The following is a 25,455-nucleotide window of genomic DNA, read 5'->3' as shown; positions in this document are numbered from 1 at the left end:
ATCCATCCCATGAACGCACTGACCGATGCCCTCGTCGATGGCAACACGCAACAAGCCGACGGCGACCTTCTCGAGGAAGCCGCGTTAATCGCCGCAAACGCCACCGAGCACGAACCCGCAGGCCAGCCTCGACTCGAAATCGGCTTTCTGGCACTGGACGGCGACCCGATCGCGAAGATGGGGGTAGCCATCCGCTGGTCCGACGGCGAATTGATTGCCAGAACCGATGGCGGTGGCAACATTCCGCCTGTCGAAGCACCACCGGGGGAGACGCTGAGCATCTCCGTCCAGCGCCTCGACGGGACCTACAAGAAAATAGGCGAGTGCCGAATGCCATCGAGCGACGGCGTATTGACAACAGTCAGCCCGAACATTTTCTTCGACACAATCTCGGAAAAGCATGAAGGCGACCCCGGCAGCGCGGAAGATCATATCCCCAAACCAGCGGAAACCGACCTGGGAGACTTGATCCCAGCCCAAGAACCGCTCGCACCGAGTCCCGTTGGCACCGACGCAGCAACCGTGGAAGCTGAACCACCGCAGGATCCAGTCCGTGGGGCACAGTCACCCGGAAGTTCGGACACGACCTCAAACAAAGTCATCATCGCACAAGAGCCCTCGCCGAAAGTAAGTCATGGGCGTGAACGCAACCACGACCGGGAATTGTCAATTTCAAGCCCAAAACCCAGACAGGAAACCGATAGACCACCACAGCACATCGCCGGGAGGAAGGCACGAAAGCCAACCCTGGAGACACGGCGCGACCGGAATGGCAACCCTCTTGCGTTCATTTCCGAAAAGGTGCTGGATTGGTGGAACAGTTGGCGATTGCCTACATCCAATCTTTGGGGTGCAGGCGTGCCAAGCGACTCCCGGCCGCAATCGCAAAGCGCAGGCGGCACGACACCTACCGCCAATGTTGCGTTCAATGCAGAAATGACCAAGAAGGTCGAAGCTCTGCTGGAGTTCGCACGGGAACAGACCGAATATGACTATAAGGCGAGCGGAGAACGAACGGCAACCGTCTTGGCCTCGATGAATAACGGAACATTCAAGCACAACAACGGCGAAAAGCTAACGAACGATGCCACCGGACTTTGTTACACCTATGTGAAGATTGCGCTGGCTCGCTGCAAAATTGTGGATGGCATGCTCGCCGGCGAGTCGGCCAGTAGTGCCGGACCGGCCTTGTTGGGAAAGGGTTTCAAGGATGTGACCGATGAGGTACCCGACGCGAGATGGGCAGCAGCCGGTGACGTAATCGTCTACGAATGGACGGACTCAGCCTGGACGAAACGCAAGAAGAAAAATCCAAGCACGCCGAACTATGGGCATATCGATATTCGGGACTACGAATTCTACATTAGCGATTTCATTCCCGCGCCACCAAAACATCCGGGCCATCATCCTGCTTGGGTAAGCTATCAAAACATTCGAGTCTACAGAAAAATATTCGACCCACTCCCGACACAGCGCATCCGGGCCTTTCTGCACTGCATCCGTGATTTCGAATGCCAAGCAGAGCCCGATGACAAAAAGCGCTATCAAATGCTTAATGCGGCGCTTCCGAACGGGAGCAGGCGCTTCGCCAACTACACTACCCATCCATGGGAAGGGATATCAAAGCCGGCCAAAGGCTCCACTGCCGCTGGCGCCTATCAAACTATTCATGGCACTTGGAAAGAAGTATTCGACAATGGATTGATCCAATCACAGGGAGATCAATTCAGTCCAGAAATTCAAGATCGAATTGCTGTAATGAAGCTTGAGGATCGCGGAGTCCTACATCTCGTGCGTACCGGGAGGATCGAAGAAGCGGTTTCCGGATTGACCTCGGAGTGGACTAGTCTTCCAGGAGGCAAGGAAAACGCGCACCGTCTTACCGCAGAAAAAACCCAAATGAATATTAACTACTTTTCCCGCCAATTCGATAAATATCTGAGCATGGAAAAAGAAAAGGCATGAGACTCGCAGCGAAATTTCTACTTTATTTTTCCATATCGCTCATCGCACCAAGCATTTCTCTCGGCAACGACACCACCATCGAACAGAATGAGGTCAAGAAGTTTGTTGAGAAAGTCTATTCATATGATCCAGACACGTTCAGCCTCGGAAGATTTTCCGAGAAAGACGGGAGTCCTTTCCTATTAAATCGTACTTCAGAATCCAGGGGGAAGTTCGATCCAACTCGACACTGTGCTTTTCTCCGTAACTTCTTCGAAGAAGGGGCGATAAGTAAAAACAATAATCGATCTGGCACGACCGAGTGCAGCGCGGACTACAGATATCCGAACTTGGATGCAGAAAATCTTTCATCAGCGACCCGCTATATTTCGATTCCCAAACCGATAATAAATAGCCCGGAGGTGAACGGCTCTTTGGCCAAGGTATCGGTATTGACTGAGGGCGAAGAAATTTCACTTGGCCGTAGTCTCTACTTTCTGAGAAAATCCGAAGTCGGCTGGCGAATAACCAATGTCATGATTCACACAAAGTGGCCTGACGTGGACGATGGGACGCGTAATTGCTATTACAGCTTCGCAAGGAAGCCATCGGCCGAGGACAGCAAGGAAATCCCGCCGCACTGCAGACGCTGACATCTGACGCCTTGCAGGATGCAGCATAACGTTGTGAAAACAATTGATCCGCGCCGCTCATGAATGATCGCCGGAGCAGCTGTTAACCTTACCCTGTGGATGCCTCTGGTCGTCCCGGGACGGCCCGCAAAGGCCCGCAAAGGCCCTGCGGAATCATCCGCGCCCCCCAGCGTCAAACCCCCACCAGAACGAAAGGAGTCGCCATGAACTCCCCCATTTCCCCCGACAGGAACGCCGTGTCGACGGCGTTCGAACGCAGCCTGCTCGTACGGCTTCCCTTCGTGCTGGCGGGCGGCATGCTGGTCGCCGCGCTGGCACCGGCACTCGCGCGCCTGATGGCGTGGGCCGGCATCGGCCCGGATCCCACGGCGAGCATCACCACTGCCGACATCATCGGCATCAGCATACTGGGCCTGACCTTCAGCAGCGTCGCGGTGCTCGCGATCGGGGCGGTGATCGTGTTGATCATGAAGGGACCGGCGTACTTTGCCGACTCCTATCCGCTGCAGGACGCCGATCGCCCCGATCCACCGTCGCATGCGCGGGCGACCACGCGAGGCCGCTGAACCCTCAGCCGTGCTGGCCGCGCCGCGTCAGCAGCAGGCCGGCCTCGAGGTGGTGGGTGTAGGGGAACTGGTCAAACACCGCCGCAGCGGAAATTTCGTGCGTGTCGGCGAGCGCGGCGACGTTGTCGCGCAGGGTGTTCGGGTTGCAGGAGATGTAGAGGATGCGGTCGAAGCCGCGCGCGAGCTTGACGGTCGCGTCGTCGAGGCCGCTGCGCGGCGGGTCGACGAACAGCGTCGAGAAGCGGTAGCCGGCGAGCTCGACGTCCTTCATGCGGCGGTATTCGCGCCCGCCGGCGAAGGCGTCGCTGATCTCGTCGCTCGACATGCGCACCATGGTGATGTTGTCGACGCCGTTCGCCTCGATGTTGTAGTGCGCGGCGCGCACCGAGGACTTGCTGACCTCGGTCGCGAGCACGCGCTCGAACAGCGGCGCCAGCGCCATCGTGAAGTTGCCGTTGCCGCAGTAGAGCTCCAGCAGGTCGCCGCCCACGCCCGCAACCTGGCGCCGCGCCCAGCCCAGCATCTGGCGATTCACGCCGCCGTTGGGCTGCGTGAAGCTGCCTTCGATCTGCTGGTAGCGCAGGCGCCGGCCATCCACGTCGAACTCTTCCAGCAGCCAGTCGCGGTCGAGCACGATCTTCTGCTTGCGGCTGCGGCCGATGACCTGCACGCCGAGCTGGTGCGCGAGCGCGCGCGCCGCCGCTTCCCAGTCCGTATCGAGCGCGCGGTGGTAGACCAGGCTCACCATCAGCTCGCCGCTCAGCGTCGCGAGGAAATCGACCTGGAAGATCTTCTTCCGTAGCGCATCATTTGCCCGCAGGGCGTCGCGCAGGCGTGGCATCAGCGCGCAGATCGGCGCCGCGGCGACGGGGAAGTCGTCGAGCAGCACCGGCGTCTTGGGGTCGTCGGCGGCGAACATCGCGTAGTCGACGAGACCGTCGCCGTGATGCCACATGCGGAACTCGGCGCGCAGGCGGTAGTGCAGCGGCTCGGAGGCGAACACCTCCGGCGCGGGCACGCCCAGCGGCGCGAAATCACCCGCAAAACGGGCGGCCTTGTCGGCGAGCTGGCTGGAATATTCGGCGGGATCGAAGCGGGGCAGTGACATCTTGGGTCGGCGGCGGTGGCGCCCGCGTCGCGCGTGGATCGGAAGCGGCGAACGGGGGCAATCTGCGGAGACGCGACTATACGCCGCCCGCGCCTGCGATGCAGCCGCCGCGGCAGCAGACAGTCTTGACGGTCATCAAAGCCCGCCAATGATGACCGAGTAAACTTGTCGGATATTTCCAGAACCCGCATCCCAAGCGGTCACGAGGCTCCCCGACATGGCCAAGAAGTTTCCCCTGCATCCCAAGCACCCCGAACGCATCTGCTGGGGTTGCGACAAGTACTGCCCGGCCGATTCCCTCGCCTGCGGCAACGGTTCCGGCCGCACGCTGCACCCGGCCGAGATGCTCGGCGACGACTGGTACGAATACGGCGACTGGGGGCTGGACGTGGCGGAAGAGCCGCACAAGCCTGCGGAACCGGCGAGCCGCTGACCCCACCGGGGCCAGGACACCCCGCACGCGCGCCTCGACCGTCCTGCGGTACTACACTGCAGCATGGGGGTCGCCCCCGATTCGCGGGAGACGCGCATGCATCACTACCGCCAAAAGGTATCGCGACGCTGCGGCCGAGCCTGCGGAAACGCCCGCGGGTGGCCGTCGCCGCAGCGCTCCGTTACATATTCACACGCAAGCATCCGCCCAAGGACCAGGAGGCCTGATTAATATGGCATCCATGTTCCGCCTCGTCACCCCGTCCGCACACCTGCAGCTGCTGGTCGCGATGCTGCGCAATCCGGGCTCGACCGGCACGCTGTTACCGTCATCGCGCACACTCGCGAACGCGCTGGCGACTGCCGCGGAAGGCGCGGACCTCGTCGTCGAACTCGGGGCGGGCACCGGTCCGGTCACCGACGCGCTGCTGGCGAAGCTGCCCGACGTGCCGCTGATCGCGGTCGAACTGCAGGCCGCCCTCGCGCAGCGCCTGCGCCATCGTTACCCGTCGGTCGACGTGCGCCAGGCGACGGCACGGCATGTGGTCGATTCGCTGTTCGACCACCCGGGGCGGATCGTCCTCGTCTCCAGCCTGCCGTTCCGCTCGCTTCCGGCACATGTCGCATCCGAGACCGCGCACAGCCTGTGTCGCTTTCTCGCGCACAACCCGGAACGCAAACTCGTTCAATTCACTTACCGCACGCGTGCGCCCTTCGCGGCGCCGCGCCTCCTGCGCTGGAAGCGCACCGCGGTGATCTGGCGCAACACGCCGCCGGCGGGGATCTGGGAACTGCGGCTCGCGCCCTGACCGACGCGCCCTACCCGCATCGCAGGATCATGGTCTCATCCCGCAGCGCTCAGCATCGCCCCCTTTCCAGCTGCCGCTGCCGCACGCCCCTCCTCGAAGCGCCGGATCTCCGCCAGCGCCTCGTCCAGATTCATCTCGCCAGCCTCGATCAGCTTGTTCGCCAGAAATTCCGTCAGCGGCTTGAGCTCCGCCAGCACCGCCTTGGTCTCGCCATACAGGCGTTCGCTCTGCGCTTCCATGATGCCGCGCGTTTCCTCGTCGAGGGCGCGGCTGCCGCCCTGCCCGTCGTTCGTCAGCGCGCCGAAGTTGAGGCGCGTCTTGCGGTACATACCCATCTCGCCGACGGCGTGATGCAGGAGCTGGGTGACGCGGGTGATGTCGTTGTGGGCGCCGTTGGTCGTGCCGTCCTCGCCGAAGAAGAGCTCCTCGTTGGCCATGCCGCCGAGCAGCACGCGCACGTCGTGCTCGATGTCGCCCTTGGTCTTGAGCAGGTTGGTGCCCTGCTTGTGGAACACGAAGCCCAGCGCGTTGCTGCGCGGGATGGCCTTGAGCGAGATCTTGATCGTCTTCATGTCGGCGAGGATGCGGTCCCAATCATCGTTGGTGACCTCGCGCTCGCGCTGCAGGTCGACGAGGAAGTGGCCCCACTCATGCACGGCGATGATGCGGCGGTCGCGCTCGCGTTCGTCGGTGGTGTTGGAATTGACGTTGCCGACCAGCACGCGCTCGGCGGCCTGCATCAGGGTGTCCGCGCCGATCATCTCGCCCGCCTGCACCGCGGTAATGCCGGCCTGGTTGACGATCGTCTCGAGGTCGGCGGGGCTGCGCCCTTCGGTGACGCCGACGAGGTGGCTCAGATCGAGGCCGGGCAGCACCTTGTCGGCGCGCTGCGAGAGGTAGTGCTGGATGATCGCGAGCCGCTCCTCGCGGTTGGGCAGGCGGAAATCCACCTTCATCTGGAAGCGGCGCAGCATCGCCTCGTCCATCTGCATCGTCTGGCTGTTGAAGTTGCTCGCCACGATCCAGATGATCTCGGCCTCGTCCTTGCTGCGCACGCCGTCTAGCACGGCGAGCAGGGTGTTGGCGGTATCGTCGTCGAACTTGCGCCGTCCGCCGCGCTTCATGAAGAGATCCTGCGCCTCGTCGAGGAACACGATGCAGCGTTTGCGCCGCTTCGCCATCGACACGATGCGATTGAGGGTGTTCGCGCCGCCCGCGACGAAGCCGGTCTCCAGGTTCGCCGCCGAGTGGAACAGGATGGGCAGCTTGAGCTCCTTCGCGAGGTAGCTCGCGAGCTTGGTCTTGCCGGTGCCCGCAGGGCCGCTGAACATCACGTTGAACGGCTTGCGGATGCCGTATTCGGCGTACAGCGCGCGCCGCTCGTACTGGTCCTTGATCTGTGCGACCTCGGCCTTGATGTCGTCCATGCCGACCAGTTCGTCGATGGAGCCGCTCACCTGCCCGGGCTCGATGAACTTCAGCGACTTGAACTGACCGCGCAGCTGCATGAACAGGAAGGCGAGCAGGCCCAGCATCAGCGCGCCCGACAGCACGCCGCTGGCCGCGGAGCGCCAGCCGTCGTCGGCCGAACGCGGGCGCCCGTTGGCGAAGCGCTGGTCGAGACGCTCGAACACCTTGAGCGCTCCCTCGCCGAGTTCGGCGCGGGGAATGAAGGCGAGCCGGCCGGACCACGGCGCGGAGACCGCCCTGTCGGCGAAGATCTTCGTCTCCAGGTCGCTCGGATAGTAGGCGTGCTGTTGCCCCTGCGACTGCACGAGGATGATGCGCTCGGACAGGTTCCACATCAGCGGCTCGTAGATCACCGTGACGCGCTCGACGGGGTTCGCGTCGAGGAAGCCGAGCACCGAGCCGCTGCCGAGCACCACCGGCACGCTCTCGTCGAAGGTCCACACCCCCGCCCCGCCGGCGACCGCCATCGCCTTGACCTCCTCGGCCAGCACGGCGCGCTTCTGCGCCAGCATCAGGGAATAGATGCCGGTGAGGGGGATCAGCAGCGCGATCGCCACGACCAGGACTTTGACCAGCGCGGACTGGATCGCGAACCAGTCCTGCAGCCGGCCGGCGGACTTCCTCAGCCTGTGCCAGGGGCCGGCCGGCCCGGCAGTGCGGGAATTCGACTCATCTGACATGGCGGTCCTCCGCTACGGTCGCACCGCAGGCTTACGGCACGGAATCGCCGATCGGCGCGGCGGCACCCGGCATGGCCGCGTGTACAGCGCTGCTCGCCCCGACGCGCTCGCTGTCCGGCGTCGGGGAGATCCAGCATAGCGAGCCGTCGCGCCGGCCTGGCGTGAAGTATTGAACGCAGGCGTGACGATCACCGCCGCGACGCGCGTCAGCGCACGCCGGGCGGCGGCGGCGGGGGCATGCCCGCGGGCGGGGGCGGCGGCGTGCTGCGGTAGCGATCCGAGCGGCTGGGCGAGTAGCGGCCCGACACCGGTACGCGATGGCCGCTCGCGTACATGCACTGCACGTAGGCGTGGTCATAGCGCCGCTGCGCGTCGTAGCCCGACACCTCGGCCGCACCACTGCCGGCGGCGCTGCCGACCAGCAACCCGGTGCCGGCACCCACGCCCGCGCCGCGCCCGCCGCCGACGGCGGCACCGACCGCCGCGCCGACCGCGGTGCCGACGACCGCGCTGCGCACGCCGGCATCGGCCGCTGCCTGCCCGGCCGAGCGTCCGCCGATGTATTCGTACGCGTATTGGCGGCAGGCCGAGTCGTCGGCGCGGAACTCATTGAAGCTCGCACCGGTGCCGGGCAGCACGAGCACGTTCGGCCCGGACGGCATCGACACGCAGCCCGCGGTCACGAGCACTGCCGCGAGCGGCACAAGACAGATACGGATGTTCATGTTCGGATCCTCCCTCAGCGCGACGGCCGCGGCGCGACGCGTTCCCACCCGCCGGGGCATTCCTTGACGTAGGGGTAGTAGCCCTCGGGGCGGTCGCAGTAATACCAGTAATTGCCGGCGGACTTCCGGTCATCATCCGCGTCGTCATCTTCGCGCTCGATATACACGGGCGGCGAGGACGGCGCCCTCACGGCCGGCGGATAGGCGTAATACGGCGGGTAGGCATAGTAGGGGTAGGGCTCGTAATAGCGGTAGGGCGAATAGCCGTAATACGGGCCGGGCCAGCCCCAGAACAGCGGAATCCCGATGTGCACGCCCAGGCTCGAGTGGCTGCGGTGCCGGCCGATGCGGCCGCGATCGGCAGACGCGAGGTCCGGCAACGCGGTGCCCAGCACCAGGAGCGCGGCAAGCGCAAGTCTGAACCATTTCATGGTGACCTCCCTGTCGGCAGGATGACACGTCCATTCAACGTGCGAACTCATCCAAAAGACCACAACCCGGCCAAGGAATTCCCGCCCGAGTGTGACGTATTTTTTCATCCGACTGCGTTACCTATGCGCCGCACCGTGGTGCTGAGTTGCCGTGTCCACGTGTTACTGATGTGATACAACTCGCTTGCTGTCCATCAATCAAAATAGTATCGTTTCCCACGAAGAGGATCGCCCGGACCCGGAGCGAACCCGCCAATCACCGGAGACACACCGATGCAGCAGAAGTCCTCGTCCGCCCCCGTCGATATCGGCGGGATACTCGACTACGGCCCGTTCACGTCGATGCAACGGCTCGTCGTGATGCTCGCCGCCCTTGCGATCGTCATGGACGGTTTCGACGGGCAGCTCATCGGCTTCGCGATCCCGGCGCTGATCAAGGAATGGGGCATCACCAAGGCCGCCTTCGCGCCCGCCGTGGCCGCGGGCCTGGTCGGCATGGCCGTCGGCAGCGCCTGTGCCGGCATCGTCGCGGACCGCATCGGCCGGCGGCTGGTGCTGATCGCCAGCGTGTTCCTGTTCGGCGCCGCGACGATCGCGATCGGTTTCGCGCCCGACATCACGGCGATCGCCGTGCTGCGCTTCCTCGCCGGCCTCGGCATCGGCGGCGCGCTGCCGAGCGCCTCGACGATGACCGCCGAATTCACCCCGGCCCGCCGCCGCACCCTTGCCGTCACCGCGACCATCGTGTGCTATCCCCTCGGCGGCATGCTCGCCGGCCTCTTCGCCGGCGCCGTCCTGCCCGTGCTCGGCTGGCGCGGCCTGTTCTGGATCGGTGGCGCGCTGCCCGTCATCTACAGCCTGGTGCTGCTCGCGCTGCTGCCCGAATCCGCCCGCTACCTCGCGCGCAAGACCGCCCGCTGGCCCGAGCTGCGCCGGCTGCTCGCACGCATGGAACGCCCCGCCGACCCCGGCACGGTATTCGTCGACGTGGCCGAAACCGGCAGCGACCAGCGCGCCGGCTTCGCCGCCCTGTTCCAGAGCGGCCGCGCGCGCGACACGCTGGCAATCTGGGTCGGCTTCTTCCTCGTCATGCTCGCCACCTACACCGCCTTCAGCTGGCTGCCGACGATGCTCGCCGCCGAAGGCCTGCCCACCGCCCTGGCAGGCTCCGGCCTCACCGCCTACAATCTTGGCGGCGTGATCGGCTCGCTCGGCTGCGCGCTGGCCATCACGCGCTACGGCTCGCGCTGGCCGCTGATCCTGTGCAGCATCGGCGCCGCAGCCAGCGCCTTCGTGCTGCAAGGCGTCGACTTCGCCACGAACACCACCTGGCTGATGATCGGACTCGGCGTGCACGGCATGTTCGTGATCGCCGTCCAGGCGACCATGTATGCGCTGTGCGCCTACGTCTACCCGACCATGATGCGCGCCACCGGCACCGCCTCGGCCCTGTCCTTCGGCCGCCTCGGCGCGATCCTGAGCTCCTTCGCGGGCGCCGCCGTCATCACCTCCGGCGGTGCGGACAGCTACCTGTCGCTGCTCGGCGGCGCCATGGTGCTCACCTTCCTCGCGCTGGCCGTCGTCAAGCGCCACATCCCGGGGCTGCACACGCAAGTCCGCGCCGAGCCGGCAGCGGAACCGGCCGCAGCCACGCCGTCCTTCGCGGTGAGCGCTTCGCGCCCGGGGGCCTGACGCCCCCCGGGGCCGCCCTCCCGCTGCCCCCGCGTTCATATTCGGTTAGGATATGCGCGGGGCACCCCTCCGCGCGGATCCTGCCGCACCGCGAGGCACCGCCCCGACTCGCGAGGCGGAGACGGACGTGATTGACATCAAGTGGGACAGCAAATTCGAAGTCGGACACCCGCGCATCGACGCCGAGCACCGCGCCTTCGTCGACCTGATCCGCGCGGTATCCGTCGAAGCAGACCGGAACTGCCCGAAGGAAAAGGCCATGCGCCTGCTCCTCGAGGTGCGCAAGTACGCGGAATTCCACTTCGTCAGCGAAGAGAACATCATGCTCGACGTCGACTATCCGCACTACGAAGAACACCGCGAGGAACACGCGTGGCTGCTGCGCCGGCTGGAGCACGAATGCAATCTTTACTACACCGACAGCGCCCCCCTTCAGGAACTCGCGCACTTCATGTTCGACTGGTTCGCGATGCACACCACCGTCGCCGACAAGAAGCTCGTCGACAGCATCGCCGCGCACAACACCGCCCCCGCCCTCTGACGCGCGCCGGCCTCGATCGGAGCCTCTGCCGTTGACGTCCCCTGACACCCCGGACGACGCGCTCGCCCGCGCCCTCGCGGCCGCCAGCGGTATCGACTTCACCGACGCACGCCTGACCCCGGTCGGCGGCGGCTGCATCAATCGCACGCTGGAAGTGCAGGCGGGCGGCCGGACCTACTTCCTCAAGCTCAACGACGCCGCCGCCCTGCCGATGTTCGAAGCCGAGGTCGACGGCCTCACCGCCCTGGCCAACTGCGACGCCTTCCGCGTGCCGCGCCCGCTCGCCTGCGGTGCGACCGAGGACGAAGCCTTCCTGCTGCTCGAACACCTACCGCTGCGCCCACTCGCGAGCGCCGAAGACGGCCGGCGCTTCGCCGCGGCGCTCGTCGAACTGCACCGTGACACCGGCGAACGGTTCGGCTGGACGCGCGACAACTACATCGGCGCCACGCCCCAGCACAACACGCCGCACGACGCCTGGGCCCGGTTCCTCGTCGAATGCCGCCTCTTGCCGCAACTGCAGATGGCGCGTGCGAAAGGCCACGGCGGAGCCCTCGGCCGCGACGCCGACAAGCTCCTCGAACGCATCCCCGCGCTGTTCCTCGACTACCGGCCCCGCCCCAGCCTGCTGCACGGCGACCTGTGGAACGGCAACGCGGCCATCGCCGCCGACGGCAAACCCGTGATCTTCGACCCCGCCGTCTACCGCGGCGACCGCGATGCCGATCTCGCGATGAGCGAACTCTTCGGCGGCTTCCCCGCGTCCTTCTACGCCACCTACCGCAGCGCCTGGCCGCCCGCCGAAGGCTACGAACTGCGCAAGACGCTCTACAACCTGTACCACATCCTCAACCACCTGAACCTCTTCGGCCGCGCCTACCTCGGCCAGGCCGAACGCATGATCCGCACGCTGGCGGCGGAGCTGCTGCGCTGATTCGTCCGGGCATTCAGTCCCGTTCGCACCTCCGATACACTGACCGGTCCGCAGCACCATCACCGCAAGGGCTCTGCTCATGGACGCCAACTTCTGGCACGCAAAATGGGAACGCAACGAGATCGGCTTCCACGGCAGTGAAGCCCATTCGCTACTGGTCGAACACTTCGACGCGCTCGCGCTCCCGCCGGGCAGCCGCATCTTCCTGCCGCTGTGCGGCAAGACACTGGACATCCACTGGCTGCTCGCCCAAGGTCATCGCGTCGTCGGCGCCGAACTGAGTCCGCTCGCCATCCAGCAGCTCTTCGCCGAGCTCGGTGTGGAACCGACGGTGTCACGCGTCGGCGCGCTCGACCGCTACGCGGCCGAAGGTCTCGACGTGTACGTGGGCGACATTTTCGATCTCACCGCGGAGATACTCGGCCCGGTCGACGCGGTCTACGACCGCGCCGCACTGGTCGCGCTGCCGCACACCATGCGCCCGCGCTACACGGCCCATCTCGCAGCCATCACGCGCGAAGCGCCGCAGCTACTCATCTGCTTCGAATACGACCAGAGCCAGCACGCCGGGCCCCCGTTCTCGATCGACGCCGAGGAGGTGCGGCAGCACTACGCTGGCCGCTTCCGCCCGACATTGCTCGCCCACGTCGATGTAGAAGGTGGACTCAAAGGGAAGTGCCCGGCCACGGAGAACGTCTGGCTGCTGAGGAAGGACTGACGTGCGCGGGGAGGCGGGTACCGGGTGTCAGCGGGTCGGTGGGTGATTATTGCTTTTTATCCTGATTCTGATAATTTATCAGAATGCGGATAATAGGCGATAAATCATGATCTCCTTCTCCCGAGCCGAGCTAGCCGGTGAACTGGTCACCGCCCTGCGGGGCAAGGCCGGATTCAGCGATGCGCATAACGGCCTGTTCCTCGCCGCGCCACGCCGTACAGGTAAAACGACCTTTCTGCGCGGCGACCTGAGCCCCGCCCTGGAAGCGGCCGGCGTCGCGGTGGTGTACGTCGACCTATGGGCCGATGCCGCGCGCGACCCCGGCATCCTGATCGCCGAAGCGATCGGGCGCGCACTACAACCGCATCTGGGCGTGATCGCCCGGACGGCGAAGAGTGCAGGGCTCGAAAAGGTGAATCTCGGCGGCTGGCTGCACGTCGATACCACCCGCATCGGCAAGGTCGATGGGCTGACGCTGGTCGACGCGCTGCGGGCGCTCAACGAAACCGCCGGCAAACCCGTGGCGCTGATCATCGACGAGGCGCAGCACGCCCTCACCAGCGCCGCGGGCGAAAACTCGATGTCGGCGCTGAAGTCCGCACGCGACCAGATGAACCGGCCGGGGAACGTGCAGTTGATGCTGGTCATGTCCGGCTCGGATCGCGACAAGCTGCTGCGGCTGGTGAATTCCAACGGCGCTCCGTTCTATGGTTCCCAGATTCAGCGCATGCCCTTGTTGGATGAACGTTTTATCGATTTCCTCGCGCATCTGGTCGAAGCGCAGCGCCCGGATCTTGGACGCGTTGATCGCGGCACGCTCTACAAGGCATTCGAGGGATTCGGCTATCGGCCCCAGTTCTTCATGGAGGCACTGGGCCAGGCGCTTAGCCCGCTGTCCGGGATCACCGAACGCTTCGAACTGGCCATGCTTGCCGCCGCCTTGCAGCGCCAGCGGGATGACGAGGCGCAGATGGAGTCCGACTACCTGGGCCTGAAGCCGTTGGAGCAGGCCGTTCTGTGGCGGATGCTGGAAGTCGGATCACGTTTCCGCCCCTATGATGCCGAGGCCCTAGCCTTCTACCGCGTGCAGACCCAGGAAAAGGTGACGGCGCAACGCGCGCAGAACGCCCTCGAATCCTTGCGCCAGCGAATGCCCGCTCTGGTGTGGAAATCAGCGCGCGGGGAATACGCCGTCGAGGATGCGGCGATGCACCGCTGGTTCGAGGATCGCAAGGCGGCCGCGAAGTGGCCACCGAAGAGTCTGCAAAGCTCGCTCAAGCTTAATGCCGAGGGTTAAATGGCAGAGTCGCGCTGCCGGCACGCCTGCATCGATCGATGCAATAGACAAAATTTCACTGAGCACCGCGACCGATGATCATGATGCCGTCTAGAAGGCACCTGAAGTCCTCACGCGACTGGGCGCGCTCGAATATCAAATGCCTTTTCTCCCTATGCGCTCGGCACCCTACTCTCCAGCATGTGCGGTGAGGAAAAGCGACTTTTCGAGCGATGCGAAGAAGTCAATGCAGACCCCGAACGTCAGAATCAAAGCCGACTCACTTGATCATTCGGGATATTACATTTCCACACACAAATCCAAAAGGGATCATGTCATTTGTCTGAAAAGATGCAAGTGAGCTCTTCGAGGCGCTGCGCGACAAAGTTGCGCGGTTTGTGGTCCGACGGCACGCTCTCGCTATCCATACTCGATCTCCGGCAGCACCAGCTCCCACGACTCACATTGCAAGCCCTGCTCGTCTTCCCTCGCATGGCGCACCAGCACCGCTGCCACCCGCACTGCAACGATTTCGCCCTGCGGCGGCCGGAACTTAGACGACATCCGGCCAACCGCGACGCCCGACGCATCGGTGATTTCCCATCCGGGACGGCCACCGCTCCGCTGCCGCAGCGCCAGCGGACTACCGACGTCGAGCGCCGCCAGCGCACCGTGAATCGGAGCAGTCGGCGCGAAGCGCCCCGGCCACGACAGCACGACCTTCTCCGGATCGGCACACCAGATGCGATGCACAACGCCCGGCTGCGGCGGCAGCGCCTTCGGTCGCGAACGCAGCACCAGCCCCTCCAGATCGCGCGCGAACGGATGCTGCCCTCCGACCACCTCGCAAAGCGTCAGCGACTTCCGCGCCCGCGTCATCGCGACATAGAACAACCGCCGCTCGTCATCGCCGCGCCCCTGCCAGCCGCCGCCGTCGAGGACCAGCACGTGGTCGAATTCCAGGCCCTTGGCACGGTGGGCGGTCATCAGGACCAGCGGCGCGTTGGGGCGGGCATCGGCGGGGGGTTTGCCGATGGCGCCGAAGTCGTACAGGGACTCGATGAGGTCGTCGACGACGAGCTCGCGGCCCGGGGCGGCGGATTCAGCGTCGCTAATGAACTGCGCGAGCGCGGCGCGGTAGGGGTGGTCGATGAGGCCGTCGGGCGGGGCGTGGAAGCGGCGGCGGAACCAGCGTGACAGGACGCCCACGCGCACCAGCACGCGGCGGCGCCGGGCATTGCTGCGTGAGCCGCGCAAGAGGGTGACGAGGGCGTTGCCTTCGCGCGTCTGGTGCAGGCTGACCTGGCCGGCGTCGCGCTGCAGGCGGACCGGGATGCCGCGCAGGCGGCACAGCGCGGCCATCGGTTCGAGGTCTTCCCAGCGACGGGCGATGACGGCGAAGCGGCCCCATTGGCCGGGCGCGCCGGTTGCGCGATGCGTCAGCAGGTCGTGGAGGCGCTGCAGTTCGACGAGTGCGACCTGCACTTCCTGATGCGGGTTGCGCGGCACTTCGAGGACATGCACGCGGCCTTCGGTGAGCGGGTCGAGCGCGGCGTGCTCGCCGCCGTCGGGCTGGTCGCGGCGGGCGTGGTTCACGCGGATCGCCTGTCCCGCCTTCATGCGCTCGCGCGCGCGTTCGATGACGCGGTTGGCGCAGTGGATGATGTGTTTCGTCGAACGGTAGTTCTCGATCAGCGCGTAGCGGCGCGCGGCGTAGTCGGTTTCGAACTGGCGGATGTAGCGCACGCTCGCGCCGTCGAAGGCGTAGATGTTCTGGTCGTCGTCGCCGACCACCATCAGCGAGACGCGGTCTTCCTCGGTCTGCAGCGTGCGGCCGGCCACCGCGCTGATGAGCTCGTAGTGGTCGCCGTTGATGTCCTGGTACTCGTCGACCAGCAGGAAGCGCAGGCCGGAGAGCAGGCGGTCGCGCAGGATGGAGGGGCCAACACCGTCGTTCACGCTCGGGTCCTGCTCGGCGGCGCGCAGGCGCCGGGTGGCCTGGCGGATCACCTCGCCGAAGTCGACCGCCTCGCCGCGCTCGATCGCGACGGCGTAGCTGGTGCCGGTGAGGCGCATCGCCAGCCCATGCAGCGTCTGCACCGCGACGCCGGCCGCGTCCGCGCCGACCAGCGCCCACAGGCGCCGGCGGATTTCGTTGGCGGCGGAGCGGTTGTAGGCGAGGACCATGATGGCTTCGGGCAGCACCATGCATTCGCGCAGCAGCCAGGCGACGCGATGCACGATCACACGCGTCTTGCCGGCGCCCGGGCCGGCGAGCACGAGGTGGTTGCCTTCGAGGGGTGCGGCGACGATGGCCTGCTGCTCCGGGTTGGCGAGGTCGGTGAGGATTCTGCGGTGCGCGGCCTCGGTGGTCGCCATCTCGAGCACGTCCTTGCGCCCGGCGAAGTAGCGGCGCACGAACTCGGCGCGGTCGAGGCTGAAGTAGTCGACGATGAAGGCCATCGCCGCCTGGATCTTGCGGATCGAGAGCTTGGCGTACTCGGCCATCACGTGCACCTGGACGATCTTGTCCTTGTAGTGCAGCGCGAGTTCGGCGTAGTCGGACTTCTTGAATTGGCGGCGGCGCGCCTCGGCGTTGAGTTCGATGCTCATCGCGGAGCGGAACACCGCCTTGCCGCGCGCGAGATGCAGCACCTCGTTGGCGTCGAGGTAGAGCAGCGCCGCGGAGAGGGCGACATCCCATTTGTCGATTTCGAGGTCGGCGAGCGTCGTGTCGGCCTGCAGCGCGGCTTCGAGCTCGCCCTGCTTGCAGGTGACGAGCAGCGTGTTGCCCTGGCGGCGGCGCTGGAATTCCTGCACCAGCGCACGGGCGAGGCGCATGCGCCGTTCGCGGATCGTCTCGATGTCCTGCCAGTTGCGCAGCACCTTCAGATAGCGGCTGTCCGCGGTCTGCGGGCGCAACGCGAAGAAGCCGCGATGGGTCGCGCCTTGCCCGAAAGGTTCGGCGAACGATTTGAGCAGGCGGGTGAGCTTGTCCGGGTCGAAATCGACCTGCGCGTCGCGCCGCAAGGTGTCGCATAGGCGGCGCACATTGAGGATCTGCCAGCCTTCCTGGTCGGCGTCGGGCGCCTCTTCGCGCAGGTTCTTCAGCAGGGCGTCCTCGATGCGCGCGAGCTCGTCGATGCGCTGCGCGGTGTCAGGATCGCGATAGAAAGTGACGCCGATCTCGGTGTCGTTCGACAGCAGCTTCCAGCGGTCGAGTTCGCGCAGCATGTGCTGCAGCGTGCGCGAGTCCTTGCCGGTCGCGAGCATCAGCTCGTCGGTCGACAGGCCCTCGTCGTCCTCGGCCTGGATCAGGATGGTGAGGATGCGCACGTAGGGCTCGACGTCCGCGTCCGGCCCGAGCTTCCTGTGCAGGAGCGCGCGCGCCTCTTCCTCGGTCGCGACGAGCAGGCTGCCGGGGAAGACGCGCGTGTGATTTTCGTGGCGTTCGAGCAGGCGCGCTTCCTCGAGCCAGGCCACCGCGATGCGCACCTTGGTGTCGGCGTCGCTGGCGTCGGGATCGATGCGGTGCGCGTCGGGGATTTCGAGCAGGATCTCGCCGCTGGTGACGACGACCTTGCCCTCGCTGCGGTCCTTGCGCTCGATCGCGCGCAGCGCCTTGAGGATGGCGCCGATGTCGTGCTGCGTGAGGCGCGAGTTCCTGAGCAGGCGGAACTGGACGTCGAGGTCGGCGTCGTCGTAGAGCAGGATGCAGCGCGCCGGCGCCTGATCGCGCCCGGCGCGGCCGGCTTCCTGCAGGTAGTTCTCCAGCGAACCGGGCGTGTCGAGGTGGATCACGAGCCGCACGTCGGGCTTGTCGACGCCCATGCCGAAGGCGTTGGTCGCAGCGATGACGCGTAGCGTGCCGGCAAGAAAGGCTTCCTGCACCGCGCGCTTGTTCGCCGGGAGCATGCCGCCGTGGAAGTAACCGCAGTCGAGGCCGGCATTCTTCAGGAATTCCGCGACCTCCTCGACCGTCTTCTGCCGCGCGCAGAACACGATCGCACCGCCCTCCTCGCGCAGGGCGTCCTGCAGCAGGCGCAAGGTCTCGGCGTACTTCGCCTGCGCCGGCACCGTCCTGACCTCGTAGCTCAGATTCTCGCGGCTCACTCCGCCTTCGAGGCGGTCGAGCACGACGCCGAGGCGCTTCTCGAAGTGCGCGCAGATGTCGTCGACCACATCCGGCTTGGCGGTCGCGGTGAAGCCGAACACTGGCGAGGGTTTGTCCTTCTGGCGTGCTTTGATGAAGCGCGACACGTAGAGGTAGTCCGGCCGGAAGTCGTGGCCCCACTTCGACAGGCAGTGCGCCTCGTCGAACACCCACGCACCGATCTCGCGATGCATCAGCGCATTGGCGAAGGCGGTGCTGCGGAACTGCTCCGGCGCGACAAAAATCAGACCGAGATCACCCAGGCGCAGCTTGTCGAGCATCACCCGCCGTTCCATCGGGTTGAGCAGGCTGTTGAGGTAGCCCGCGCAGGTGATGCCGCGCGCCTCCAAGTTGTCGACCTGGTCCTTCATCAGCGACTGCAGCGGCGAGATCACCACCGTCAGGCTGCCGTTGCGGTAATAGCGCGCCAGCGCGGGAAGCTGGAAGCACAGCGACTTGCCACCGCCGGTCGGCAGAATCGCGAGCGTCGGGCGGCCGGCGAAGCCGTTCTCGACGATCGCCTGCTGCAGCGAGCGGCCGTCCGCGGTGGTCGGCGTACTGCGGAAGCGCGTGATGCCGGGGAAGTAGCGCGGCAGCACGGTGTCGAGGTCGTGCTGGTCGCGGCACCACGCGCAGGCCAGGTCCGGGCAGGGCACGTCGCGCAGGGCCGCAATCACCTCGCGCGTCTTCGGGAAACTCAGGCTCACCCACGGCGGCAGCACCGAATTGCCGCCCGCGACGCGCAGCCACGCCAGCGCATACGCCAACGGTTTGTGCCACGCGGGATCGGCCAGGCAGTGATCGAGCACCCAGCGCTGCCCGGTGATGCAGCCCTTGCCAGCGGTCACGCGCCGCCATGCCGCCGCAGTTTCCGCGAGCGATGGCCGCAGCGCGCGACGCAAGGTCGCGAAGAAGTTCGCCACGCCCTTGCCGTTCTCCGGCGCGAGCAGGTAATGCAGGCACAACGCCTCGTCCGGATGGTCGGCGACGCGCTGCTGCAAGGCTTCGCTCTGGTCGACGAACAGCGCGTAGGCGAGCTCCGCATCGCGCACCGGATCGTTGCGCGTCGTCCTGCACAGCTTGTAGTCCTTCACCAGCCGGTGATACGGGTTCTGCGGAAAAGCGACGGGCGAGAGTTCGAGCGTGTCGATCAGCGGCAGGCGGTGCAGCGCGAGCTCGGGATGCAGCGCCGCCAGCGCCGGCTGGTCGAAGGCGACGACGTTGTGGCCGAGGACGAAGGCGGCCCCTTCGGTCAACGCATCCAGCCGCGGCACCAGATCCGGCGCCTTGCCCGGGAGCCTCAGCCGCGCATCGAGATCGGGGCGAAACATGCCCAGCTCGCGCAGGACCAAGCGGTCCTGGCGGGCGGTTTCAATGTCGAGGCACAGGCACCGCGCACGGGGCGCAGCGGGCGGAACGGCCATGAGCAAATGATTTGGCGGGAATCGATCCGATCAATTCTATCCGGATGTAACGAGATCAACGGCATATGCCGGCAAAGTCGGCGGAACATGGAGGTGCGTCGACAGTGACCTGCCCCACGAATTTCGTCTTCCACCGTAGTCGTCATCCGATCGACGCAACGACGGGAAGAATGACGTGAAACACATCCCGAAGCAGGAGTACACCGCCGAGTTCAAGGAGCAGACTGTGGAACGGGGCAGCCGCCACCATCGTCGGCCAATGATTTACGATTCCATCCAGTCCGAGTCCACCGCCGACATGCATTGCCGTGCATGCGGTCCGCCATTTCCGGAGGTCAGCACCTTGTCCGCATTGTTCAGCAGCTTCAAACTGAAAGACGTCACCCTGCGCAACCGCATCGCCATCCCGCCCATGTGCCAGTACAGCGCCGCGGACGGCGTCAGCAACGACTGGCACTGGGGCCATTACGCGAGCCTGGGACGCGGCGGCGCCGGCCTCGTCATCGTCGAGGCGACCGCGGTGGCGCCGGAAGGGCGCATCACCCCGGCCTGCCTCGGTCTCTGGAACGACGAGCAGGCGCAGGGCCTCGCCCGCATCGCGGCCGCGATCAAGGCCGGCGGCGCCGTTCCCGGCATCCAGATCGGACACGCGGGCCGCAAGGCGAGCGCGAATCGCCCGTGGGAAGGTGACGACCACATCCCCGATGGCGACACCCGGGCGTGGACGCCGCTGGCCCCGTCCGCGGTGGCATTTGGCGCCCACCTGCCGAAAGTGCCGCGCGCGATGACCGTGGACGACATCGCCCGCGTCAGAAACGATTTCGTCGCGGCCGCGCGCCGCGCGCGGGATGCCGGCTTCGAGTGGCTCGAACTACACTTCGCCCACGGCTACCTGGCGCAAAGCTTCTTCTCCGTCCATGCCAATCAGCGGACCGATCAGTACGGCGGCGACTATGCCGGACGCAGCCGCTTCCTGCTCGAAACCCTGGCCGCCGTCCGCGAGGTGTGGCCGGAGCGCCTGCCCCTGACGGTCCGCTTCGGCGTCATCGAATACGATGGCCGGGACGAAGAGACGCTGACGGAATCCATCGAACTGACCCGCGCCTTCCGCCGCAGCGGCCTCGACCTGCTCAACGTCAGCGTCGGCTTTTCCACACCCGACGCGCAGATCCCGTGGGGCCCGGCCTTCCTCGCACCGATTGCCGAACGGGTCCGCCGCGAGGCCGAACTGCCCGTCGCCTCGTCCTGGGGCATCGACGCGCCGGCCACGGCCAACCGCGTCGTTGCCGACCAGCAGATGGATCTCGTGATGATCGGCCGCGCACATCTCGCCAATCCGCACTGGAGCTACCACGCAGCCTTGCAGCTGAAGGAAGAGAAGCCGTCCTGGGTGCTGCCGGCCCCCTATGCTCACTGGCTGGCGAATTACCGCCCGAGCATCTGATAGATGGACCCGGGTAAGCGCGCATGGAGACGCTTGCCCGGGGATCTTTCTCGGGCAAGAAGCAGATCGCTCAAGGCGTGGTCGGTGCTTTTCGGCGCAGTGACAACTATTCACCGCAGTATTTGCGGCGAATCAAGCGGGCTTTCGCCGCAAGCCGCATAGAGCCTGATGCTCATGGGGCGACGGGCGCCTCGGGACGGCATTGTCATTTCTAGCCCCCTCCAAAGTGCCGCTGAACAGAGTTCATCGCATATGCGACGTAGAGTGCCGACCTGACCGCCAGATGCTAATGGCGAGACCAGTTACATGACTGAGTTTCATCCCATTGCTTGACACTCAAGATCCTCAATAAGAGCGTCTTGGCGTCCCCCCACACGGGCAAGGTGTTCACGTCTTGATCGGTGGCGTCACGTACTGCACTGAATTCGTGCCATGTGTGATCGGATTCGTTCGGCGAGCCATCCGCTCCCCACAACTGCTCGGCAACGGAGGGAACGCCAATCTGCTCGGCAATAAAGTATTCCTTGGCAGAAAATTTTTCGCGCATCTTCTCAATTTCGTCATCCGTAAGACAGCCCCTGAGGAGAAGCTCCCCCCAAGACTTGTAGTTCCCGCTGTCGCGGTACAAATACTCGAATACCGAAAAATCGGATGCATTCATGGCTCATCTCCGTTGGCTATCGACAAAAACATCCGACTGGTGACGACGCACGAACGCCAGATCCGGAGTGAAGCGTTCGGGTAACTCGATTGGCCGTCCATCGAGCGGGATGATGAATTGATTAAGGAACGGCTCATTGCGCCGTTTTAGTTCATCGGACACCACGACCCGGAAGTCGTCTGACAGCGTGAGCAACCCTTGATCAAACGCCTTGTCGTGTATCGCGGAAAGACACAACCCATTACTCGGGTTCAAACGGTTCGCCCTGTCCTGGCTCCACGGAACGATGTGGCTCGCGATCAACAATCGCGGCTCCGCAAGATGCGACATGCAACATCTTCCCCGATAGCTGCTCAATACCGCTCTGCGGAAGAAGTCTTGCTTGATACGCTGCTCGACAATGACTCGCCTGGTTTCCCCGGTGAAATCGGCTATTTCCTCCAGCTCGATATCGCTGCTAACGGTCGTGATGGCTTTGCCGTGATCTAGGCGAATTGCCTCGCGCAGGCGCGTGCACTCCAACGCGAGCCCCTCCCAATCGGCATGGAATTGGTCCCAGATTTCGCGATCTGCGCTCGACGCATTGCCAAGGCCCTTGCGCCCGCTGCGCGTGATTGCCGGATCGAGGCTCGCGAAATTGACGAGCTTCATTGCGACGGCCGATGGCGTACGCCCAATCAGCTCAGCCAATTCGGCAATCTCGGGATTTCGATAATGCAGTTTCCCGAATGGGAGTTGGCAATAAAGATGAAAGGCGAGCTTGAGTTGCTCCCCAGTCCAACGACCATTTCTCATGATGTCCTTTGGCACGGCCACAGGCACCTGCGCCGATTCGCCGTCTCGTACGGGAAGATTGGAACCCATGAGTTTAGCCGCCCACGACGTCATTGGTACGACCGCGGCATGTGATAGCAAGCGGTACGCTTGACTATCCGACACCGGAATCCTGAACGTATCCGGAAACCCCATCAGCCGCGCGCACTCGCGCGGCGTGAGCCGCCGGGGGTTCATGTTTTCGCCCTGATAGACGAGGATCTCCGAGCCGTCCTTGTAGTACCGGGCCGACAGCGTGCGCGTCACGCTGTCCGGAAACACCAGACCGAAACCGAAGCCATTACCCTTGGCACGGTGCTTCTCGGCATAGTCCTGCAGATATCGCCACAGTTTGGGCGTCAGGGTGTATCTATCCTGAACCTTGTACGCGGCATGATCGAAGAATCTGTCGCCGTCCCATTCGAGTACGGGCTCGGTCCCATCGCTACGATGCAGGACATCGCGGAGCTTGTGCACGCCTTTCGGTGGCATCGGCAGGGCGTCCCAATCGAATGCGATGCGGTCCTCCTTCCGGAATCCGACGATGAGAATGCGTTCACGGTGCTGCGGAACGAAATGGGCACCATCGACGACCTTCGGCGAGATGTCGTAGCCAAGGTCATCCAGCGAGCGCTTGATTACGTCCCAGGTGCGCCCCTTGTCGTGGGACATCAGGTTCTTGACGTTTTCAAGCAGAAACGCGCGCGGGCGCTTGGTTTCAAGGATGGTGCAGATATTGAAGAACAGTGTGCCCTGCGTCTCGCAGGCGAACCCGTGGGCACGGCCCAAGGCATTCTTCTTCGAGACGCCGGCGATCGAGAACGGCTGGCAGGGAAAACCTGCGAGGAGCACGTCATGATCCGGCACATCCTCGGGGGGAATCTTCGTGATGTCGCCGTGGATGACGTGACCGTCGCGATAGTTTTCCGCATAGGTCTTCTGCGCATATTCGTCCCATTCGCTGGTGAACACGCAGCACCCGCCGATGCCCTCGAACGCTGAACGAATCCCGCCAACGCCGGCGAACAGATCGATGAACGTGAACGCAGACTGGTGGCGGACCGGGGGCGCGAACGGCAGCAGCGCCTGCAGCGCATAGCCGTAGTGCGCCGGAATTGTCTGCTCCGCGACCCAGCGCCGCACGGTGCGGACATCTTTGCCGAGATGCCGCGCGATATCCGCTTGGCTGCGGTGCTTCAATGCTTCGTGGAGGTAGCGCAGCGCGTCGTTCCCGCTGACGCCGGTAGTGAGTACAGTCGCAGTCATGAGTATCTCTGGGTATAACTGCGGACATTATGCCCTCAGTTTTACCCCGAGCTGACTACACCGGGCCCAGATTTTCCACTTTGTGGCGGCGTTCGTGCGAGCGAAACCGCCGCACCTGCGCCACGCACCGCTGCTGACGGATGTCTGCGCCGCATCGCGCAGCCCTTGCGCCGGTAAGCGCTGGCAATGTCGCGTGCGAACTCGACACCATGAAGACCAGTCAGAAATCTGGTCTATATGTCACACAGGAGGCCGGCAATAAAGCTCGAGATCGGCTGTACGAAGCCAAGACCAAACTGCCCGCGTTGCTGCGCGGCGAACATATGACGCAAGAGCAGTTCGCTGCTCGCATCGGGTTCTCCGTCGCGACCGTGAGGCATTGGGAACGAGGAGCCCGGCGGCCGCAAGGCCCGGCCTTGGTCTCAACGTGATCGAGAAGAGCCACACGGCAGTGCTGAGCGCGCTTGAGGCGTAACAGCAGGGGAATACACTGGACGCAGGTGCCCAGTCCATATCAAGGTGGTCGTGATAGATCTCGGCGGACAACGATTACGTGTGCTATAAATTGCGTACGCAATTGATACACAAGAGGGAAGTCATGAGTCTGCGCATCGGCATGCGGGAGTTGCGCGAGAAACTGGCCGAATATCTCGAGGCGTCGATGCCTATCGAGGTCACACGTCACGGTCGGACGATCGGGTTCTATATTCCCGTCCCCAAACGACCCAACCAATCCGAACGCGATGCACTCCTCGAAGCGGGGCGGCGCATGCAAGAGGAAATGGCTCGTCTGGGAATCACCGAAGATGAGCTGGCGGCGGATTTCAAGACCTGGCGCAATAAGCAAGATGCAACATAAGCGACTCGTCATCGACGCGAATATCCTCATTCGCGCCGTTTTCGGGCAACGGGTGCGGTCTTTGATCGCCGGCGCCAGCGAGCAGGTCGCTTTCTATGTGGCCGAAGCCAATTTCGAGGAAGCCCGTCACTACGTCGCCCAGCTTGCTCCCCGGCGGGGGATTTCGGACGAGGTCTGGCAAACGTCGCTCGAAACCCTGATGAGCGCCGTCCAGCTTGTCGGGAAAGAGGAGTTGACGCTGGTTGAAGCCGACGCCCGCGCACGCATCGGCCAGCGTGACGAACGCGACTGGCCCGGCCTCGCTGCCGCACTGCTGATGAATTGCCCGATCTGGACCGAAGACAGGGACTTTTTCGGCACCGGAGTGCCGACCTGGACGACTGCCACCGTCGAAATTTACCTCACGGCGCAGTGAGGGAAGGTGTCCACGTGCCGGGATGACCCAAATCAGCGCCAACCATCTCGTGGAACTCCTCGCTCATACCGAAATTACCGACCGGCATGTTACCTATCTCCTCAAAAAGTGAGGAGATAGATTCAATCTACTCATTTATGCCCGGAAAATGAACGGAATCGCGGAGATTTAAGAAGAGCGGCAACTCCTCTCACTTCTGGTCGCTGCCACGCTTTGCTTTGCCAGTTACCCTCCCCGGGCACCCCTTGGGATCCGATCCCCTTCGAGCGATCCGTGCCCAGAGTCATCCGGCAACTCGAAATGCAAAAGGCCCTGATTTCTTCGCGAAATCAAGGCCTTTCTAGTATCTGGCGCGCCCGAGACGATTCGAACGTCCGACCCCTGCCTTCGGAGGGCAGTACTCTATCCAGCTGAGCTACGGGCGCCTTGTGCCACTGGCGT

At 64.4% G+C, this 25,455-nt stretch carries 21 protein-coding genes and 1 tRNA gene; 14 read left to right on the top strand and 8 right to left on the bottom strand.

Translation table 11 applies throughout. The annotated features are described in order from the left end of the window. Positions 1–9 precede the first annotated feature (9 nt). From AzCIB_RS24015 to AzCIB_RS00715, 3 genes are all read left to right on the top strand, one after another. Positions 10–1,965, top strand: coding sequence for a lysozyme family protein (locus AzCIB_RS24015; RefSeq protein ID WP_157058394.1), 1,956 nt, complete (start codon positions 10–12; stop codon positions 1,963–1,965). After that, positions 1,962–2,597, top strand: coding sequence for a hypothetical protein (locus tag AzCIB_RS24010; RefSeq protein WP_157058393.1), 636 nt, complete (start codon positions 1,962–1,964; stop codon positions 2,595–2,597). Before AzCIB_RS24015 ends, AzCIB_RS24010 begins: the two co-directional genes overlap by 4 nt. A gap of 203 nt (positions 2,598–2,800) precedes the next feature. Next, positions 2,801–3,163 carry a hypothetical protein gene (locus tag AzCIB_RS00715; RefSeq protein WP_050414130.1) on the top strand — a complete coding sequence of 121 codons (363 nt, stop codon included), beginning with the start codon at positions 2,801–2,803 and terminating at the stop codon, positions 3,161–3,163. Positions 3,164–3,167: 4 nt separating this feature from the next. On the opposite strand, the gene trmA is transcribed toward AzCIB_RS00715, so the two are convergent. Further along, the gene (gene trmA / locus AzCIB_RS00710) at positions 3,168–4,271 is read right to left on the bottom strand and encodes a tRNA (uridine(54)-C5)-methyltransferase TrmA (protein WP_050414129.1); all 1,104 of its coding nucleotides are present in this window, start codon (positions 4,269–4,271) and stop codon (positions 3,168–3,170) included. Between the two features lie 217 nt (positions 4,272–4,488). On the opposite strand from trmA, the gene AzCIB_RS00705 reads away from it, so the two are divergent. Continuing rightward, a complete protein-coding gene (locus tag AzCIB_RS00705) occupies positions 4,489–4,704 on the top strand; it encodes a DUF3079 domain-containing protein (protein WP_050414128.1) in 216 nt (71 codons plus the stop codon). 232 nt (positions 4,705–4,936) lie between these two features. Then, positions 4,937–5,512, top strand: coding sequence for a class I SAM-dependent methyltransferase (locus tag AzCIB_RS00700; protein ID WP_083446828.1), 576 nt, complete (start codon positions 4,937–4,939; stop codon positions 5,510–5,512). A 35-nt stretch (positions 5,513–5,547) separates the two neighbouring features. On the opposite strand, the gene AzCIB_RS00695 is transcribed toward AzCIB_RS00700, so the two are convergent. From AzCIB_RS00695 to AzCIB_RS00685, 3 genes are all read right to left on the bottom strand, one after another. After that, on the bottom strand, positions 5,548–7,662 hold the full coding sequence (locus tag AzCIB_RS00695; protein WP_050414127.1) for an AAA family ATPase: 2,115 nt from the start codon (positions 7,660–7,662) through the stop codon (positions 5,548–5,550). 206 nt (positions 7,663–7,868) lie between these two features. Then, a complete protein-coding gene (locus AzCIB_RS00690; RefSeq protein ID WP_050418134.1) occupies positions 7,869–8,387 on the bottom strand; it encodes a YMGG-like glycine zipper-containing protein in 519 nt (172 codons plus the stop codon). A 14-nt stretch (positions 8,388–8,401) separates the two neighbouring features. Next, the gene (locus tag AzCIB_RS00685) at positions 8,402–8,818 is read right to left on the bottom strand and encodes a hypothetical protein (protein WP_050414126.1); all 417 of its coding nucleotides are present in this window, start codon (positions 8,816–8,818) and stop codon (positions 8,402–8,404) included. 273 nt (positions 8,819–9,091) lie between these two features. Between AzCIB_RS00685 and AzCIB_RS00680 the strand changes: the two genes are divergently transcribed. The 5 genes from AzCIB_RS00680 (at position 9,092) to AzCIB_RS00660 (ending at position 14,000) form a co-directional block, all read left to right on the top strand. Further along, positions 9,092–10,510 (top strand): MFS transporter, encoded by a 1,419-nt coding sequence (locus tag AzCIB_RS00680; protein WP_050414125.1) that lies wholly within the window; start codon positions 9,092–9,094, stop codon positions 10,508–10,510. 127 nt (positions 10,511–10,637) lie between these two features. Further along, positions 10,638–11,051 carry a bacteriohemerythrin gene (locus tag AzCIB_RS00675; protein ID WP_050414124.1) on the top strand — a complete coding sequence of 138 codons (414 nt, stop codon included), beginning with the start codon at positions 10,638–10,640 and terminating at the stop codon, positions 11,049–11,051. Positions 11,052–11,082: 31 nt separating this feature from the next. Beyond that, entirely contained in the window at positions 11,083–11,985 is a 903-nt protein-coding gene (locus AzCIB_RS00670; RefSeq protein ID WP_050414123.1) for a fructosamine kinase family protein, read from the top strand. Between the two features lie 79 nt (positions 11,986–12,064). Then, a complete protein-coding gene (gene tmpT, locus AzCIB_RS00665) occupies positions 12,065–12,703 on the top strand; it encodes a thiopurine S-methyltransferase (protein ID WP_050414122.1) in 639 nt (212 codons plus the stop codon). 106 nt (positions 12,704–12,809) lie between these two features. Continuing rightward, positions 12,810–14,000, top strand: a complete 1,191-nt coding sequence (locus AzCIB_RS00660) for an ATP-binding protein (protein WP_050414121.1) — start codon at positions 12,810–12,812, stop codon at positions 13,998–14,000. Between the two features lie 399 nt (positions 14,001–14,399). Here the strand turns inward: AzCIB_RS00660 and AzCIB_RS00655 are convergent, their stop codons facing one another. Further along, positions 14,400–19,556 carry a RecQ family ATP-dependent DNA helicase gene (locus AzCIB_RS00655; protein ID WP_050414120.1) on the bottom strand — a complete coding sequence of 1,719 codons (5,157 nt, stop codon included), beginning with the start codon at positions 19,554–19,556 and terminating at the stop codon, positions 14,400–14,402. Between the two features lie 343 nt (positions 19,557–19,899). Here AzCIB_RS00655 and AzCIB_RS00650 point away from each other — a divergent pair, with 343 nt between their 5' ends. After that, on the top strand, positions 19,900–21,000 hold the full coding sequence (locus AzCIB_RS00650; RefSeq protein WP_050418133.1) for an NADH:flavin oxidoreductase/NADH oxidase: 1,101 nt from the start codon (positions 19,900–19,902) through the stop codon (positions 20,998–21,000). A 286-nt stretch (positions 21,001–21,286) separates the two neighbouring features. Here the strand turns inward: AzCIB_RS00650 and AzCIB_RS00645 are convergent, their stop codons facing one another. Continuing rightward, a complete protein-coding gene (locus AzCIB_RS00645) occupies positions 21,287–21,661 on the bottom strand; it encodes a hypothetical protein (protein WP_050414119.1) in 375 nt (124 codons plus the stop codon). Positions 21,662–21,664: 3 nt separating this feature from the next. After that, positions 21,665–23,740 carry a DNA (cytosine-5-)-methyltransferase gene (gene dcm, locus AzCIB_RS24810; protein ID WP_198149592.1) on the bottom strand — a complete coding sequence of 692 codons (2,076 nt, stop codon included), beginning with the start codon at positions 23,738–23,740 and terminating at the stop codon, positions 21,665–21,667. Between the two features lie 209 nt (positions 23,741–23,949). On the opposite strand from dcm, the gene AzCIB_RS24535 reads away from it, so the two are divergent. The 3 genes from AzCIB_RS24535 to AzCIB_RS00630 all read left to right on the top strand — a co-directional run bounded on the left by AzCIB_RS24535 (position 23,950) and on the right by AzCIB_RS00630 (position 25,014). Next, positions 23,950–24,171 (top strand): helix-turn-helix domain-containing protein, encoded by a 222-nt coding sequence (locus tag AzCIB_RS24535; RefSeq protein ID WP_232299311.1) that lies wholly within the window; start codon positions 23,950–23,952, stop codon positions 24,169–24,171. Between the two features lie 167 nt (positions 24,172–24,338). Beyond that, positions 24,339–24,599: a prevent-host-death protein gene (locus AzCIB_RS00635; protein ID WP_050414118.1), complete on the top strand. Its 261-nt coding sequence runs from the start codon at positions 24,339–24,341 to the stop codon at positions 24,597–24,599. After that, a complete protein-coding gene (locus tag AzCIB_RS00630) occupies positions 24,589–25,014 on the top strand; it encodes a PIN domain-containing protein (protein WP_050414117.1) in 426 nt (141 codons plus the stop codon). Before AzCIB_RS00635 ends, AzCIB_RS00630 begins: the two co-directional genes overlap by 11 nt. Positions 25,015–25,362: 348 nt before the next feature. Here the strand turns inward: AzCIB_RS00630 and AzCIB_RS00625 are convergent. Beyond that, positions 25,363–25,439, bottom strand: a tRNA-Arg gene (locus AzCIB_RS00625). Positions 25,440–25,455 lie beyond the last annotated feature (16 nt).

The sequence above is a fragment of the Azoarcus sp. CIB genome (assembly GCF_001190925.1).
Classification (GTDB): domain Bacteria; phylum Pseudomonadota; class Gammaproteobacteria; order Burkholderiales; family Rhodocyclaceae; genus Aromatoleum.
Note: the sequence above shows the minus strand (reverse complement) of the source record. Positions and strands in the feature narration are given on the sequence as shown.

Coding starts and splice junctions, on each gene's coding strand:
- AzCIB_RS00685 (WP_050414126.1), bottom strand. CDS start 8,818: ATGAAATGGTTCAGACTTGCGCTTGCCGCGCTCCTGGTGCTGGGCACC.
- AzCIB_RS00630 (WP_050414117.1), top strand. CDS start 24,589: ATGCAACATAAGCGACTCGTCATCGACGCGAATATCCTCATTCGCGCC.
- AzCIB_RS00695 (WP_050414127.1), bottom strand. CDS start 7,662: ATGTCAGATGAGTCGAATTCCCGCACTGCCGGGCCGGCCGGCCCCTGG.
- AzCIB_RS00690 (WP_050418134.1), bottom strand. CDS start 8,387: ATGAACATCCGTATCTGTCTTGTGCCGCTCGCGGCAGTGCTCGTGACC.
- trmA (WP_050414129.1), bottom strand. CDS start 4,271: ATGTCACTGCCCCGCTTCGATCCCGCCGAATATTCCAGCCAGCTCGCC.
- AzCIB_RS00645 (WP_050414119.1), bottom strand. CDS start 21,661: ATGAATGCATCCGATTTTTCGGTATTCGAGTATTTGTACCGCGACAGC.
- AzCIB_RS24015 (WP_157058394.1), top strand. CDS start 10: ATGAACGCACTGACCGATGCCCTCGTCGATGGCAACACGCAACAAGCC.
- AzCIB_RS00705 (WP_050414128.1), top strand. CDS start 4,489: ATGGCCAAGAAGTTTCCCCTGCATCCCAAGCACCCCGAACGCATCTGC.
- AzCIB_RS00680 (WP_050414125.1), top strand. CDS start 9,092: ATGCAGCAGAAGTCCTCGTCCGCCCCCGTCGATATCGGCGGGATACTC.
- dcm (WP_198149592.1), bottom strand. CDS start 23,740: ATGACTGCGACTGTACTCACTACCGGCGTCAGCGGGAACGACGCGCTG.
- AzCIB_RS00700 (WP_083446828.1), top strand. CDS start 4,937: ATGGCATCCATGTTCCGCCTCGTCACCCCGTCCGCACACCTGCAGCTG.
- tmpT (WP_050414122.1), top strand. CDS start 12,065: ATGGACGCCAACTTCTGGCACGCAAAATGGGAACGCAACGAGATCGGC.
- AzCIB_RS00655 (WP_050414120.1), bottom strand. CDS start 19,556: ATGGCCGTTCCGCCCGCTGCGCCCCGTGCGCGGTGCCTGTGCCTCGAC.
- AzCIB_RS24010 (WP_157058393.1), top strand. CDS start 1,962: ATGAGACTCGCAGCGAAATTTCTACTTTATTTTTCCATATCGCTCATC.
- AzCIB_RS00715 (WP_050414130.1), top strand. CDS start 2,801: ATGAACTCCCCCATTTCCCCCGACAGGAACGCCGTGTCGACGGCGTTC.
- AzCIB_RS00635 (WP_050414118.1), top strand. CDS start 24,339: ATGAGTCTGCGCATCGGCATGCGGGAGTTGCGCGAGAAACTGGCCGAA.
- AzCIB_RS24535 (WP_232299311.1), top strand. CDS start 23,950: ATGAAGACCAGTCAGAAATCTGGTCTATATGTCACACAGGAGGCCGGC.
- AzCIB_RS00660 (WP_050414121.1), top strand. CDS start 12,810: ATGATCTCCTTCTCCCGAGCCGAGCTAGCCGGTGAACTGGTCACCGCC.